We start from the raw sequence: 14209 nt of genomic DNA, 5'->3' as shown, positions 1-14209 counted from the left end.
ACACTCCCCCTATTCGAAATCGAAGCCCAAGCGCCCAAGCGCCCGCGGGTCCCGCTGCCAGTCTTTGGCGACCTTCACGTGCAGGTCTAGATAGACCGGCGTTCCGAGAATGCCCTCGATGTGCTGCCGGGCTCGGCGACCGACCTCTTTGAGGCGAGATCCGCCTCGGCCGATGATGATGGCCTTCTGACTCTGCCGCTCCACGTACATGTTGACGTAGACCTCCATGAGGGGGCGGTCTTCCGGCCTGTCTTCACGGGGTCGGATCTCCTCAACCTGCACTGTCAGGGAGTGCGGCAGTTCGTCGCGAATGTCCTCAAGTGCGGCTTCGCGGACGAACTCGGCAATGAGCACCCGCTCGGGTTCGTCCGTGATGTCCCCGTCAGGGTACAGCGGAGGGCTCAGCGGCAGGTGCTTGGCGAGCACCTCGTCGACCGTGTTGACCTGGAAGTCATCGATGGCGGAGACCGGAACGATGTCGGCGAAGTCCATGAGGTCACCAGCTGCGGTCAGTGCCTCCACAAGCCCGGCGCGGTCGACCTTGTCGGCTTTTGTGACTATGCAGACAACAGGTGTTGAGCCCCTGGAATCTGCCAGCTGTTCGGCAATATAGCGATCCCCGGGACCGATCTTTTCGTCTGCTGGGATGCACAGGGCGATGACGTCGACGCTGCGCAGCGTGTCGGCCACCAGGTCGTTCAGGCGCGAGCCCAGCAGAGTGCGCGGACGGTGCAGGCCGGGAGTGTCAACGAGTACCAGCTGGTGGTTGTCTCGGTGGACGATCCCGCGGATGGTGTGACGCGTAGTCTGCGGCTTTGACGATGTGATGGCAATCTTCGTGCCGACCAGAGCATTCGTCAGGGTCGACTTTCCCGCGTTGGGGCGGCCGACAAAGCAGGCGAAACCTGCGCGGAAGTCATCAGGAACTTCGCGGAACAGACTCATTCTTCCTCCCGGGTGATGATGACGTGACTGATGCGGTGGCGGCGACCCTGGCCGGGCTCGGCTACCAGCCGCAGCCCGCTGATGACGGCTTCGGAGCCGGCGATGGGAACTTCGCCGAGTTCGCTGGCGAGGAGACCGCCGACGGTGGTGACGTCCTCATCTTCGATCCGCACGTCAAAGTACTCTGCAACATCTTCGATGTCTGTGCGCGTGGCGACGCGCACAGCCCCACCGTCAAGCGGAACGATTTCGTCTTCGTCCCTGTCGTACTCATCGGCGATTTCGCCGACGATCTCTTCGACGATGTCCTCAATGGTGACCAGCCCGGCGGTGCCGCCGTATTCGTCGACGATGACGACCATGTGCGTGGCTTCGAGCTGCATAAAGCGCAGAAGCGAATCCACGGTCTTCGTATCGGGCACAAAGGTCACGGGGCGGGCGATGTCGAGAGCCAGCTGGTCGCGATCGTCCGGGTGGGTGTGCAGGCGACGGGCGACGTCTTTGAGGAAGACGATGCCGCGGACGTCATCGAGGTCCTTGCCCACAACGGGGATGCGCGAAAAGCCCGAGCGCAAGAACACGGTCATGGCGTGTTCGAGCGTGCTCTCGGACCGCAGGTACACAAGATCGGGCCGGGGCACCATGACCTTGTACGCCCGGGTGTCGCCCAGGTTGAAGACGCTTTCGATCATGTCTCGTTCATCGTCTTCGATGATGTTTCCGGCACTGGCACGGTCCACGAGGTCGCGCAGCTGTTCTTCGGTCACAAACGGACCGTCGCGGAACACTTTCGCCGGTGTGAGCATATTGCCCAGCCACACAAGAACGCGGGCCACCGGGCCGAGCGCTTGGCGCAGGCCGGACACCAGCGGCGCGGAGGCGAGCACCACCGTCAGGTTTTTGCGCCGCCCGATTGTCCTGGGCGACACGCCTGCGATCACGAACACGGCAACGGCCGATGTCAGGGCTGTCACGATCAGCGCTGTCGGCAGGCTGTCGATGAAGCCGGTAAAGCCCAGCAGGGTGAATACGACGGCGGCGGTTTCGAACAGCTGCCGCACAAAGGTCAGCACGTTGATGTGCGTGGGCAGGTCGTTCAGGATCCGCTGGGCCTGCGGGGCTGTGCGCTTGCCGTCTTCAGCGGCTTCCTCAACCTGGTGGTGGCTGACGGTGGAGAACGCGGCGTCAGCCGCGGCGAGCACCGCCGCAAGCGTCAGGCTCAGCAGCGCCAGCATAAAGTCCACGGCTATGTCCACTTATGACTCCGTAGGGATCGGCAGATGGGTTCGGCCCGGTTCGGTTCGAGCGAACCAGGCGCGGAGGACATCGGCCTGTTTGCCGAACATGTCCTGTTTTTCTTCGGGGGTTTCGTGGTCGTAGCCGGCCAGGTGCAGCACCCCGTGGACGGTGAGCAGCTGGATTTCGTCAGCTTGGCTGTGGCCGTTGGCCTCAGCTTGACTCTGGGCAACATCGGGGCAGATGACGATATCGCCGAGCATGCCGGACTGAGCGCCCGGCTGCAGTTCGTCCATTGGGAAGGACATGACGTCGGTGGGACCTTCGAGATTCATCCACTGAACGTGCAGCTGGCTCATCTGCTCAGTGTCGATGAACTGGATGGACAGTTCGACGTCCGGGTGGATCTGCAGCTGTTCAAGAGTGAGGGCCGCTATGCCGCGCACCGCCTCAAGGTCGATTGCCGCAGGTGTTTCGTTGTGGATTTCAATGCTCATTGCCGGTGCTGCTCTACGCCCATTCTTCATAGGCCTGGACGATTTTCGTCACGAGTGAGTGGCGGACGACGTCCTTGGCGGTCAAACGGTGGAAGCTGATGTCCTCGACATTGCCCAGAATGGACTGGACCACGTTGAGTCCGGAGTTCGTCCCGCCGGGCAGGTCGATCTGGCTGGTGTCACCGGTGACGACCATGCGGGAATTGAAGCCCAAGCGGGTGAGGAACATCTTCATCTGTTCGGGTGTGGTGTTCTGAGCTTCGTCGAGGATGATGAAAGCGTCGTTGAGCGTTCGGCCGCGCATGTATGCCAGTGGGGCCACTTCGATGATGCCCTGGTCCAGCAGCGAGGAGATGCGCTCGGCCTCGATCATGTCGTGCAGCGCATCGTACAGGGGCCGTACGTACGGGTCGATCTTCTCATCAAGGGTGCCGGGCAGAAATCCAAGCTTCTCACCGGCTTCGACCGCCGGGCGGGCGAGGATGATGCGGGAGACTTCCTGATTCTGCAGGGCGCGCACGGCCATGGCTATCGCCAAGTAGGTTTTGCCGGTGCCGGCCGGGCCGATTCCGAAGGTGATGGTGTTTTCGCGGATCGACGTGACGTATTCATGTTGGCCGTAGGTTTTGGGCCGCACGGTCTTGCCGCGAGTCGAGAGAATGTTGTCGGTCATGACCTTTGCCGAGTCCTGCCCGTCGTCGAGCATTCCCGCCACGCGGGACACGGCTTCTGGGTCCAGGCGGCCTCCGCTGGCGATGATTTTGCGCATGTGGCCGAACACTTCGGTCACGCGGGCCACGCTCGTGGGATCGCCGGTCAGCTGAATGGTGCGCTGGCGAACGTGGATCTTCACGTCCGGGAACAGCTTTTCGACTGTCCGCAGGTTCTGGTCCTGCGGCCCGTACAGTGCGATGAGGTCAACGGATTCGGGAACAGACAGTGCGGTGCTCTGGTCAGTGTCCAGGAGAGCTTCCTTTCCTCAGTTGTCTTCTACCAGCCTAGCCGTTGTCCGCCGGTCCCCAACGGCCCAGTTCCTGTTGGGTCAGGGCCAGTGCGATCGGCCCTGCCGAAGAGGCCCGCAGAACCGTGGGCCCGAGCACCGCGGTGAGGGCTCCGGCTTCTTCCATCTGCTGGCGTTCAGCATCGGCTATGCCGCCTTCGGGGCCCACGACCACGTAGATCTCTTCGACTGTTCGCCTGCTGAGTTCACTGCGCAGGGTCTGCACAAAGGGCCGGGTTCCGGCTTCGTGCAAGACGATGACGAGAGCGCCTTCGCGGGCCTTCTGGGCCGCGAACGAGGTGGAGCTCAGCTGCTCGAGTTTCGGAAAGTTCACGCGGCGGGACTGGAGTGAGGCGGCCTGGATGAGATTGGCCCACTTGTCGTGTGCTTTGGCCGCTTTCGCACCTTTCCACTGGACGATTGAGCGCTGTGCTTGCCACGGCACGACGACGTCGACGCCGACTTCCACCGCGGTTTCAACTGCCGCCAGATCGCGGTCGCCCTTAGCCAAAGCCTGGATCAGACCCAGCCGCGGTGTGGGCGGCTGCTCGTGCTCCACCTCGTCGGCAGCGAGAACGGCGACTTCTTTAGAAGCCGATTCAAGAACTCCGCGAACCCGCAGACCGGCCCCGTCGGTGAGTTCGAGCGCTTCCCCGGCCTTCATCCGGCGTACGGTCACGGCGTGGTGCAGCGCCTGTCCCGTAATCGGCACGCGCTGCCCGGGGCGAACCTCTGACAGCGGGGCGTCAGTGTAGAAGACCGGAAGCGTCACGACTTGTGGGCGAACCTTTCGCGGAAGCGGCTGAAGGCGCTCTTGGACTTCGTCTCCAGGCCGTGCTCAACGGTGTCTTCGCCGCGCATTTCTGAGAGCTGCTGGAGGAGCTTCTTCTGTTCGCCGGTGAGCTTGGTGGGCGTCTGCACGACGACCGTCACCAGCAGGTCGCCGCGGGTTTCTCGGCGCAGGCGGCCCGCACCGAGCCCTGCCAGGGTTTCGACCGTGCCGGTCTGTGTTCCCGGTTCGATGGTCAGTTCGCGCGGACCGTCAAAGGTTTCGAGTGTCACGGTGCTGCCGAGTGCCGCTGTGGTCATGGGCACGGACAGTTCGGCGCGCAGATTGTCGCCGTCGCGAGTGAACACATCGTGTTCGCGGACGGTGACTTCGATGTGGAGGTCACCGGCGGGACCGCCGCCGGGGCCGACTTCTCCGTGGCCGGACAGCAGGATGCGGGTGCCGTCGTGCACGCCTGCCGGAATTTTGACTGACAGAGTCTTCTCTTCGCGCACGCGGCCTTCGCCACCGCAGCTGTTGCACGGATCTTTGATGACATCGCCGTAGCCAGAGCAGTTGCTGCACACCTGTTGGGTGCGCATGTCACCCAGGATGGTCCGCTGAACGGTCGAAATGGTGCCCGCACCGTGGCACAGCCCGCAGGTTTCGGGTTTGGTGCCTTCGCGCGCACCGCCGCCGTGGCAGGTTTCACAGGTGACTGCCGTCTGCACGCGGATGTCTTCTTTTCCGCCGAAGACAGCGGTTTCGAGGTCGATCGTGAGTTCCACGAGGGCGTCGCGACCGGGGCGCACACGCTGATTCGGCGGGCCTGAACGGCGTGGTCCTCCCCCGCCGAAGAAGGTGTCGAAAAGGTCGGAGAAACCGCCGAAGCCGCCAGCGCCAGCGGTGGATCCACCCATGTCGTACTGGCGTCGCTTGTCCGGATCGGACAGTGTTTCGTAGGCGACGGAGACTTTTTTGAATTCGTCTTCGTGGCCGGGGTTGACGTCCGGGTGGTACTTCCGGGCGAGCTTCCGGTATGCCTTTTTGATGTCTTCAGCGGAAGCGTCTCGTTCAACGCCCAGTGTTTCGTAGTGATCGCTCACTGCTTCTTCTTTCGTTCAGATGCGTCTGCACAAGGTCGGGGATTCGGGGGTGCTGTCACTAAGTCATCGGTCAGGTCAGTCAGCTGGTCAGTCCGACAGAATGGTCGATACGTATTTCGCCACGGCTCTGACGGCGGCCATGGTGGTGGGATAGTCCATGCGGGTGGGGCCGAGCACTGCCAGTGAGGCTGTTGTGTCTTCTGTTCCGTAGCCGGTTGCGATGAGCGACGCCCCTGCCAGCGCCTCAAAGCGGTTTTCGCTACCGATCTGCACGGCAATGCCGTCGGCCTGCATATCTGCCAGCAGCTTCAGAAGCACAACCTGTTCTTCTATTGCTTCAAGCAGCGGACCCATGTGCGTGCCGAACTCGCTGCCGGCGCGGGCCAAGTTTGCAGCCCCGGCCATGATGAGCCGGTCCTGACGTTTGCTGCGGGCCAGTTCAACCAGACGTTCGGCGATTGCGGTTGCCGTCTGGGCCAGTGATACGGGCACTGCGAGTGCACTGAGGGTGTCTTCGAGGGCATCCAGCCGAGTGTCTTCCAGCGCCTCATTGAAGGCCCGGCGCATACCGCGGACATCGTCTTCGTCAATCGGGTCGAGTGCTTCGACTATTCGCTGTTCGACTTCGCCGGTGTCGGTGATGAGGATGACGAGGATGCGCTCTGGGCTCAGCTGAACCAGTTCCACGCGCCGAATGGTGGTCTGGGTGCGCACCGGATACTGGATGAGGGCTACTTGGTGCGTCAGCCGCGACAGCAGGCGGACGGTCTGGGCGAGGGTGTCGTCAATGCTCTGCGTGCTTGAGAGAATCTGGGAGATTGCCCGTTTCTCTGCGCTGGACAAGGGTTTGACATCGTCAATGCGGTCGACGAATGCCCGGTATCCCGCATCGGTGGGGATACGGCCGGCTGAGGTGTGCGGCTGCGCAATGAGGCCTTCTTGTTCGAGGGCGGCCATGTCGTTGCGGATGGTTGCCGAGGAAACGCCGAGCTTGTGGCGTTCGACCAGGGCTTTGGAGCCGACGGGCTCGTTGGTGGCCACATAGTCTTCGACGATCGCCCGCAGAACTCTGCTGCGCCGCTCGTCGTTCATCCCGAATCGCTCCCATCCGCGCCCTGCCCTGCACGGGCACATCGGGCGCTCGCTTTTGGCACTCTCACTCTTAGAGTGCCAATTCTAATGATGCGGGCACGTCTATACAAACGCCTGTTGCTTCTGGGGCTGGCCTCGGTTGCCTTTGGAACTGGTTCAGCGCCGGTTCTGCGAGCAACACCACGGCGCGCTATGTTCTGAACCGCACCAGCGCACGGCTATCGTGGTTCTCATGTCTGATCGCTATGGACGCGATGTCCTCTCCTCTGGCCGCACCCACCAACGACCCAAGACCCAGCGGGTTGAAATCAAACGCGGAATGGTTGTGGAAGAGGTTCAGACCGGCTATGTCGGCGCCGTGGTGAAGCTGGAGAAGACCAACGGCGGTTTTCTCGTCCACCTGGAGGATCGTCGCGGCCGCACGCAGGCCTTCCCCTTGGGCTTCGGCTATCTGCTGGAAGGCAAACCGGTCGAACTCGTACGGCCCCGCCCGGCAGTCCAGAAGCAGCCCGGCCGCACGGCTTCGGGAAGCAGAGCCGTGCATACCAAAGCCCGGGTTGCCAGGGGCAGCCGGATTTGGGTTGAGGGAAAGCACGATGCGGAGCTGGTCGAGAAGATCTGGGGTGACGACCTGCGGGTCGAAGGTGTTGTCGTCGAACCTCTGGGAGGTCTCGATGACCTCATGGAGGCGCTGGTCGAGTTCCAGCCGGATGCACAGCACCGGGTGGGGGTTCTTGCTGATCACCTGATCGAAGGCACGAAGGAAACGCGGATTGTCAGCGAGGTTGCCAGCCAGCCGTGGGCGGAGCACGTGAGGGTCACTGGCCACCCGTACGTCGACATTTGGCAGGCCGTGAAGCCGTCTGTGGTTGGGATTGCCGAATGGCCGCAGGTGCCGCGCGGAGAAGATTGGAAGCTCGGGGTTCTGCGCAGAATCGGCTGGCCGCACGAAGACCACCGTGACTCCGCCCGAGCGTGGCAGCGGATTCTCGGCTCAGTGAAATCCATTGGGGATGTCGACTGGACACTGTCGGGCCGGGTGGAAGAGCTCATTGACTTTGTGACAGTCGGCAGGCACTGATGGCACCTGGCGCAACTCCTTTTCTCGGCTCTGGAAAACTGTCCGGCGGCGGCGTGGTTCTCCGCGGATTCCGGCAGGGTGATGCGGACAACCTTTTCGCAGCCTGCCAGGACCCTGCGGTTGTCGAATGGACGCAGGTGACACATCAATACACCCGCGACATGGCGTTTGATTGGTGCACGAACCCGCCGGAACCGTCGTGGGTCATCACCGCCCCGGGAACAGAGCACTCTGACCGCTTTTTAGGGCAGGTCAATCTGCGCATCCACAGTGCTCATTATGTGTCTTTGGGGTATATGACCGCCCCGTGGGCACGCGGGCAGGGATTCATGACGGCAGCAGTGCGACTCGTGACCGATTTTGCCTTTGAGCGCGGCGCACAGCGGGTTGAACTGTGTGTGCACCCTGACAATGCAGCGTCCCGCAGAGTTGCAGAGAAAGCGGGTTTCGAGTTCGAGGGCATTCGCCGCAATGGAGAGCTCCTTCGCAGCGAAGTCCGCGATCTTGCGGTGTATTCCGCCATCTCGGACAAGGTCTGAGTGTTCTGCCTGTGGATCAGCAGAACAGCCTGTTGTTGCTGAGCCTGCGTGCGCCGAGACTGGGCGACCGTGTCTATAGAAAGCTCAATGCCAGAGTGACGCAGGACAGCACCAGCATCCCCAGGCAGTTGATCCAGAAGGCCGTGCCGGTGGCTTTTGCTCGGATGTGCCCCACGGCCGCGCAGAGGAAGTAGGCGATGACCCCGGCGTTGGCCGCGAAAGCCAATCCGGGCACCCATATTCCCGCAATGAGGCCACTTGCTGCGAGCACCTTGATCACGAGCAGCGACCACCACCAGTTTTCGGGGAAGTTAACGCTGTGAAGACAGTCGCGGATGAATCGGACTGGCTTGATGGACAGGGCGACATCCCCAAGGAGGACAGCGGCCAGCAGCGTCGGCAGCATCCAGAACGATGGGATCAGGGTCATGAGTTGCCTCCTGTATGTGGGCAGATTGCCGCGAAGATGTCGCGCAGCTGAGTCAAGAACTGCTGTGCGGAGGTTTCAGGCGTTGCAGCCCATATGAATAGGCTGCCGATGTAGGCAGCGTGAAGTGCTTCGGCGCGTTTGACTGCTTCAGCCGCATTTGAGCACCCGCAGACTGTTATGACCTGCTGGAACACTGCGGTCAATCTCTGTGCGAGGTCTGTGAAGACCACGGATGCGTGTCGTCCACTGACAAGGATCGAAGCGTAAGCCTGGGCGAGGCTGCGGCGCTCCTCGAACAGCGCCGCGAACGGCTCGACCACGGCGACTGCGTCTGCGCCGCAGCGGACATCGGCGGCATAGTTCTGCGCATCAGCATGGGCTTGACGTTCCGCAATGAGGCCGTCGAAGAGCTCTACGAGCAGGGCTTCTTTGTCACCGACAGACATGACCGTTCCGGTACTCACGCCCGCATTCCGAGCGATGTCGCGCACAGTTGTCGCCTGGAAGCCCCGTTCATGGAACAGACGATCCGCTGCGTCTAACACGGCGCGGCGGGTTTCATTGCGTGCCGCGGTGCGAACACCAGCCAACTAAACCTCCCTGAACATGTTCACTGAACACGTTCAGTATAGACTCACGGCCTCGTTCTACAACCTAGACAATGCGACTTTCAGCATCCGAAGCATGGGCATGCCACCGTGCCTCATAGAGAGAAGATCGGAGCACGGCCGCCAAGACGGGATAAACAAACCAAGATTTCTAGGTTTTCCTGGCGCTGGTTTAACCCACTAGCCTCCGGCGGGCGGGTCGGGCAGAAGCGCAAGATGGTTCGGACTTTCAAGGGTCACCCAGGGCGTATCGTGTTTCGTCATCCTGAAAAGACCCTCGACGATGAAGTGGAATGAGCCGCGGTCGCCAGGATTGAGATCAGCAAATTTCTCTAAGTACACTCGCCCGAGGACTTCGGCAATGAACTTTTCGCGTACCAGTACGGCAGGAAGCTCCTCTTCCCGATAGCCGCTGTTAATCCAGCCGTTTTGTGCCGCGACAACCGGACCCCACACAACAACACGTTTGCCAAACCGATGAACGTAGTGAGAGACATGGGTGCAGGCTTCTTGGATGCTGCTCTGGGTTTCGTCCGATAGAGTCAATGGCATTGTCGACGCGCGAAATGATGGGTCATCTCGCAGTCGACGCAAAAGCGGCCGCAGACCGATAGAACTCGCATGCGTATGACGTTCCCCGCGCCGGGGATTGTGTCTGCGCCCCCGTTGCGTCACCGTTGGTCCTATTCCGTCAATGACGGAGGCTCTATCGGTTTTGGGGCCGTCAAGACGGAGCACGAGTTCGCTGGCATCGTTCCAGATCGCTTCATCTTCCCTCTTTTCGCCTTCAAGGACGGCCTGTTTGGTTTCCGGAGATTTTTCGGTGCAGAACGGGGCATGCTCATTGGAGTAGAAAAGGGGCGGCCTGCCATCGACACTGCGAGAGCGGAAGTGGACCGGAGCAGCACATGCATGGTCGGGGCAGGATAAACGTCCACGGAGCTCCTCTCGTTCACCAGCGCTCAACTTCGCATACTCGATGGCAACGATCAATCTTTGTCCGTCAACGCAGGCTGTGTGCATCAGCACTCCTCAGTCAGAGACTGCCAACATTAATGCGACCCTACCAAGCAGATAATACCGACAAGATCATTTAACCAGCCCAACTGACTGATAATGAATAGCCGCAGAACAGGCTCTTGCGTTGTGTATCGGAACGATAAGCCTCATTACTGACAGATCATTAGAGAGCACAGCCAGACTACGAACTGCGGCGAGTTTGCACATTCCACTCGCATCTGTACTGGCAAATAGCAACGTGGTCAGGGACGAGCACAGAGAACTGCGCTACACAGCTGCGACCATCTCTTATTCCCGCACAACTAAGGAGAGTGGCTGAAGGTACCCCCGGTTGAATACGGTCACCCAGTCGGGCGAGTAATTGGCGCAGGTTCGCGAATACTCAGCGGCGACCTTGCTGTTCTTCGAACCGGGCTTCCAGGCGGCAGCTCCTAAAACTTCTTAGATTGGACCTTGTGAAAGACGGTCTGTGCTTTCCGACGATTCAGCTCACCGACTGTTCTGCAACTGATGACACGACCAGTTTTCAGATCTGGTTCAATGAGAGGCACTCCTTACCAGAATCGGTGCACAGCTGTACTGATCGCTCGCGCGGATCTTCTCGCCCAGTTGACCCTGCCGCAACGTCAGGCTTTAGCGTCAGCTGCATGACAATCTCAATGATCGACAGTGCCGCCAAGATGCGCGCCATGCTGGACTGCCCTCCCGAAAGATGGCAGGAAGCTGCCCGCCGACTGTGGGAACCCATGAGCGGCATGTATTTTTTCAATCCCGGCGAACTTGACTTGGCTGCCGTCCACCGCCAGAACTTCGGCTTTGGCCCGGAAGCCCCACGCCAACAAGTGGTCGATGCGCTGCGCAGGCTGGAAAAGGCCGATGCATGGCACCGCATCGAAGCGGCCCTGGCACAGGGTGCGGCCGATCTGGCTGCTGCAAACCCAAGTCTGCGGATTCCCGACGTGACTGCGCTGCTGGTTCTTGGTGACCCAACGAACCGACACTTCATGGACGAGATCAAAGGCCTGTCAGCCTTTGGCGGGATCAGCGGATACATCGCGATCACGCTCTGGCCGACCGACGAAGTCCTCAACCGCCTGGAAGCGATTGCCCTTCACGAACTCCACCACAACGTCCGCTACTCACCCGGAGGCATCATGTGGAACCCACAGACCGTCACTGTTGGGGAGCACGTCATAGCCGAAGGGCTTGCTGACCTTTTTGCCGCCCATTCCTATGGTGACCGCGGCTATACGCACTTTGTTGCTGACGAGACCAGGACGAGCGACGAGGTGCTGCAGCGTGTGGTCCACGGGCTCGAAGTGACAGGCATGCAGGACTTCGCCGCATGGGTTCTAGGAGACGCAACCGCTCGTTTGTTCGGCTCTACGCCGGTGGGCCTGCCCACCGGGGCCGGATATGCCGCAGGAACCCGCATCGCGCAGACCTATCTCGATACGACCGGCCGCACTGCAGCAGAGTGTGTCAGCACACCGGCTGAGGAAATCTTAGACGTGACCTTGCCGCAGTTGGGCCTAGAACGGCACGGCAATTGACTCAAGAGTCGTGCTGGCAAAGCCTGCTCGATCGGCTACAAGCCGTCGCACACTGTCAAAGACCGTCATGAATCCGCCCCAAGATGACGGAATCTTTCTTGCCGTGACAGCGGAACCGCGGCAGGCACCTCGTCAGTGTCTAGCGTCGGCAATGACCAGAAATCGACATACAGATTGCCGAGGCAAACCCATGACCACCGCACAGCTTCCCATCCTCAACCTCAGCTTGGCCGACGATCCCGCAACAGCCGAGCAGTTTCGTGAAGATCTGCGCCGGGTCACACACGAAATCGGGTTCTTCTACCTGACCGGGCACGGAATACCCGCTGAGGACTTCGCACAGATTCTCGAGGTCTCACAGAAGTTCTTCGACCTGCCGGAAGAAGAAAAACTCGCAATTGAGAACACTCACTCCAAGCACTTCCGCGGCTACACCCGCACCGGCGGCGAACATACCCGAGGTGTTGTCGACTGGCGTGAACAGATCGACATCGGCGCTGACCGTCCTGCCGTTGCTGAGCCTGACCATGATTACGACAATCTGCGCGGCCCGAACCAGTACCCGGAGTCACTTCCGGAGCTCAAAACCATCACCGACAGCTGGTTTAAGCAGCTGACAGCGGTCGGCGACAAGCTGCTGCGCGAATGGGCGCTGAGCCTGGGGCAGCCGGCTGATCACTTCGCACCCGCATTTGCGAATGAGCCGGAATCGTTCATCAAGATCGTCCACTACCCGGCTGCCGTTGATGATTCCGTCACGCAGGGTGTGGGCGAACACCGCGATGCGGGCACCCTCACACTGCTGTATCCACAGCCGGGGACCTCGGGGCTGCAGGTGCTGACAGCTGATGGGTGGATCGATGCCGAGCCGATTGAGAACACGTTCGTCGTCAACATCGGCAAACTGCTGGAAGTGGCTACCGACGGCTACCTCAAGGCCACCCTCCACCGGGTGCTGCCAACCAAGCCCGGTGAGGACCGGATCTCAGTGCCGTTCTTCTACAACCCAGCACTGAGCGCACAGCTGCCTGCCGTCAGCCTCCCGCCGGAACTTGCATCTCAAGCGCGCGGAGTTTCAGTCGACGAACTCGATGTCTTGCACACCGTCTACGGCGATAACGCTTTCGCTTCCCGCGTGCGCAGTCACCCCAATGTGACCGAGAAGCACTATCCGCACCTCGTTGGGGCGCAGTGAGGGGTGCTGTTGCGGTGTCTGTTCAGGCGCGAAGCCGATAAGTTGGCGGCTAGCTTGCCGATAAGTTGCCTGGTATCGAGGCGATAAGCTGACGGCTATATCCTCGATAAATCGGCGGTTAGCCGTCTTCACGCATAGGGATGCAGTCGTAATTCGGGCGCGGGTCAGTGGCCAGCCGCCCGTAAGTGTCAACGTCGATCCGCTGCCCGTCAATGAGGAACTTCGCCCGCTCGGTGCCCTCTTTGATGAAGCCGGCGGATCGCGCCACATGTCCTGATGCCGGGTTGTTCACCCGATGGCCGAGTTCGAGCCGTTCCAAGCCTTCGTGGTCGAGTGCCCAATCTGCCACTGTGGCGGCTGCCCTGCTTGTCCAGCCTCGGCCGCGGGCTCGTGCGGTCATCCAGTTCCAGAACCAGCCGGAACGGTTTTCGTCGTCAACGGTCACGCAGACCAAACCGACAAGAGAATCGCTGTCGCAGACTGCCCATGGGCGGTGGGGCGAAGAAGCTTCGCACAGTTTGCCGACATAGCGCTCAGCATCCGCGAGGGTCGTCACATCGCCTTGCCGGGCCATATCCGGGGCGGACAGGAATGCGTCCAAAACAGCGGTCACATCGGAAGTGCGCAGGCGGCGGAGAGTCGGTGTCAACGCGGACTTCCTTTCGCGGGTCGGTTCCGGGGGCTGGGTTTTCGTGCGCCAAGTGGCGGCGCACAAAGCCAGAATTGGAATCTATCGCGTTTTGATCACCCGTGATACAAGAAGATCTATGAAACTCTGCAGACGCCGCACCACCTATCTTGAAGTCGAGGGTCATCGCTTTCGCGTGGTCGCGACCCCGCGGACACAGCACGTGGATTGGCTGACCTGTCCGAGCGAGGAGTTCCCCAGCGGGTACTCATCGGGTGCATACGTCGCGGCGAACAGCGGATTCACCTATTGGATCGAATCGCTGAAGCTGATGTTCTTCGGCCCGCTGCCGACTGATGAGCAGCTGCGCGATGAAATCGCGGGCTGGCTTTCGTTCACGCTCTCCGAAGACGGAGACTGACTTGGGCCTAGGGTTTGCTCCGAATACTCTTTCCGGTGCCGCAGCGTGGAGCCGAGGGTGTCTGGTTTCAGGACATCGTTCACCCCTGC

The 14209-nt window shown here is 60.9% G+C and carries 16 protein-coding genes; 5 read left to right on the top strand and 11 right to left on the bottom strand.

From position 1 onward, the window contains the following. Positions 1-9: 9 nt before the first annotated feature. From era to hrcA, 7 genes are all read right to left on the bottom strand, one after another. Entirely contained in the window at positions 10-945 is a 936-nt protein-coding gene (gene era / locus HMPREF2757_RS00860; protein ID WP_070572488.1) for a GTPase Era, read from the bottom strand. Beyond that, positions 942-2201, bottom strand: coding sequence for a hemolysin family protein (locus tag HMPREF2757_RS00855; protein ID WP_070572487.1), 1260 nt, complete (start codon positions 2199-2201; stop codon positions 942-944). Before HMPREF2757_RS00855 ends, era begins: the two co-directional genes overlap by 4 nt. Then, entirely contained in the window at positions 2202-2678 is a 477-nt protein-coding gene (gene ybeY, locus HMPREF2757_RS00850; protein WP_070572484.1) for an rRNA maturation RNase YbeY, read from the bottom strand. A gap of 13 nt (positions 2679-2691) precedes the next feature. Beyond that, entirely contained in the window at positions 2692-3642 is a 951-nt protein-coding gene (locus HMPREF2757_RS00845; RefSeq protein ID WP_226829209.1) for a PhoH family protein, read from the bottom strand. A gap of 34 nt (positions 3643-3676) precedes the next feature. Then, a complete protein-coding gene (locus HMPREF2757_RS00840; RefSeq protein ID WP_070572482.1) occupies positions 3677-4450 on the bottom strand; it encodes a 16S rRNA (uracil(1498)-N(3))-methyltransferase in 774 nt (257 codons plus the stop codon). Next, positions 4447-5553: a molecular chaperone DnaJ gene (gene dnaJ, locus HMPREF2757_RS00835; RefSeq protein WP_070572480.1), complete on the bottom strand. Its 1107-nt coding sequence runs from the start codon at positions 5551-5553 to the stop codon at positions 4447-4449. Before dnaJ ends, HMPREF2757_RS00840 begins: the two co-directional genes overlap by 4 nt. 87 nt (positions 5554-5640) lie before the next feature. Continuing rightward, positions 5641-6645 carry a heat-inducible transcriptional repressor HrcA gene (gene hrcA / locus HMPREF2757_RS00830; protein WP_070572478.1) on the bottom strand — a complete coding sequence of 335 codons (1005 nt, stop codon included), beginning with the start codon at positions 6643-6645 and terminating at the stop codon, positions 5641-5643. A gap of 232 nt (positions 6646-6877) precedes the next feature. Here hrcA and HMPREF2757_RS00825 point away from each other — a divergent pair, with 232 nt between their 5' ends. Together HMPREF2757_RS00825 and HMPREF2757_RS00820 are read left to right on the top strand one after the other, a co-directional pair. Then, positions 6878-7726, top strand: a complete 849-nt coding sequence (locus HMPREF2757_RS00825) for a DUF3097 domain-containing protein (protein WP_070572997.1) — start codon at positions 6878-6880, stop codon at positions 7724-7726. Further along, positions 7726-8265: a GNAT family N-acetyltransferase gene (locus tag HMPREF2757_RS00820; RefSeq protein ID WP_070572476.1), complete on the top strand. Its 540-nt coding sequence runs from the start codon at positions 7726-7728 to the stop codon at positions 8263-8265. Before HMPREF2757_RS00825 ends, HMPREF2757_RS00820 begins: the two co-directional genes overlap by 1 nt. Before the next feature lie 73 nt (positions 8266-8338). On the opposite strand, the gene HMPREF2757_RS00815 is transcribed toward HMPREF2757_RS00820, so the two are convergent. The 3 genes from HMPREF2757_RS00815 to HMPREF2757_RS11585 form a co-directional block, all read right to left on the bottom strand. Further along, on the bottom strand, positions 8339-8695 hold the full coding sequence (locus HMPREF2757_RS00815) for a DoxX family protein (protein ID WP_070572474.1): 357 nt from the start codon (positions 8693-8695) through the stop codon (positions 8339-8341). Then, complete coding sequence (locus HMPREF2757_RS00810; protein ID WP_256278248.1) at positions 8692-9240, bottom strand: TetR/AcrR family transcriptional regulator; 549 nt, start codon at positions 9238-9240, stop codon at positions 8692-8694. Before HMPREF2757_RS00810 ends, HMPREF2757_RS00815 begins: the two co-directional genes overlap by 4 nt. 243 nt (positions 9241-9483) lie before the next feature. After that, a complete protein-coding gene (locus HMPREF2757_RS11585) occupies positions 9484-10296 on the bottom strand; it encodes a hypothetical protein (protein WP_141750122.1) in 813 nt (270 codons plus the stop codon). A gap of 674 nt (positions 10297-10970) precedes the next feature. Between HMPREF2757_RS11585 and HMPREF2757_RS00795 the strand changes: the two genes are divergently transcribed. Both HMPREF2757_RS00795 and HMPREF2757_RS00790 read left to right on the top strand, forming a co-directional pair. Beyond that, positions 10971-11876 carry a DUF2268 domain-containing putative Zn-dependent protease gene (locus tag HMPREF2757_RS00795; RefSeq protein ID WP_070572466.1) on the top strand — a complete coding sequence of 302 codons (906 nt, stop codon included), beginning with the start codon at positions 10971-10973 and terminating at the stop codon, positions 11874-11876. Between the two features lie 190 nt (positions 11877-12066). Beyond that, on the top strand, positions 12067-13071 hold the full coding sequence (locus HMPREF2757_RS00790; RefSeq protein WP_070572464.1) for an isopenicillin N synthase family dioxygenase: 1005 nt from the start codon (positions 12067-12069) through the stop codon (positions 13069-13071). A 118-nt stretch (positions 13072-13189) separates the two neighbouring features. Here HMPREF2757_RS00790 and HMPREF2757_RS00785 read toward each other — a convergent pair whose 3' ends face one another. After that, positions 13190-13720, bottom strand: coding sequence for a GNAT family N-acetyltransferase (locus HMPREF2757_RS00785; RefSeq protein ID WP_070572463.1), 531 nt, complete (start codon positions 13718-13720; stop codon positions 13190-13192). A gap of 118 nt (positions 13721-13838) precedes the next feature. Between HMPREF2757_RS00785 and HMPREF2757_RS00780 the strand changes: the two genes are divergently transcribed. Further along, complete coding sequence (locus tag HMPREF2757_RS00780; protein ID WP_070572461.1) at positions 13839-14120, top strand: hypothetical protein; 282 nt, start codon at positions 13839-13841, stop codon at positions 14118-14120. Positions 14121-14209: the final 89 nt, after the last annotated feature.

Source organism: Brevibacterium sp. HMSC063G07 (genome assembly GCF_001810665.1).
GTDB lineage: Bacteria > Actinomycetota > Actinomycetes > Actinomycetales > Brevibacteriaceae > Brevibacterium.
This window is presented reverse-complemented; position numbering and strand designations above follow the sequence as displayed.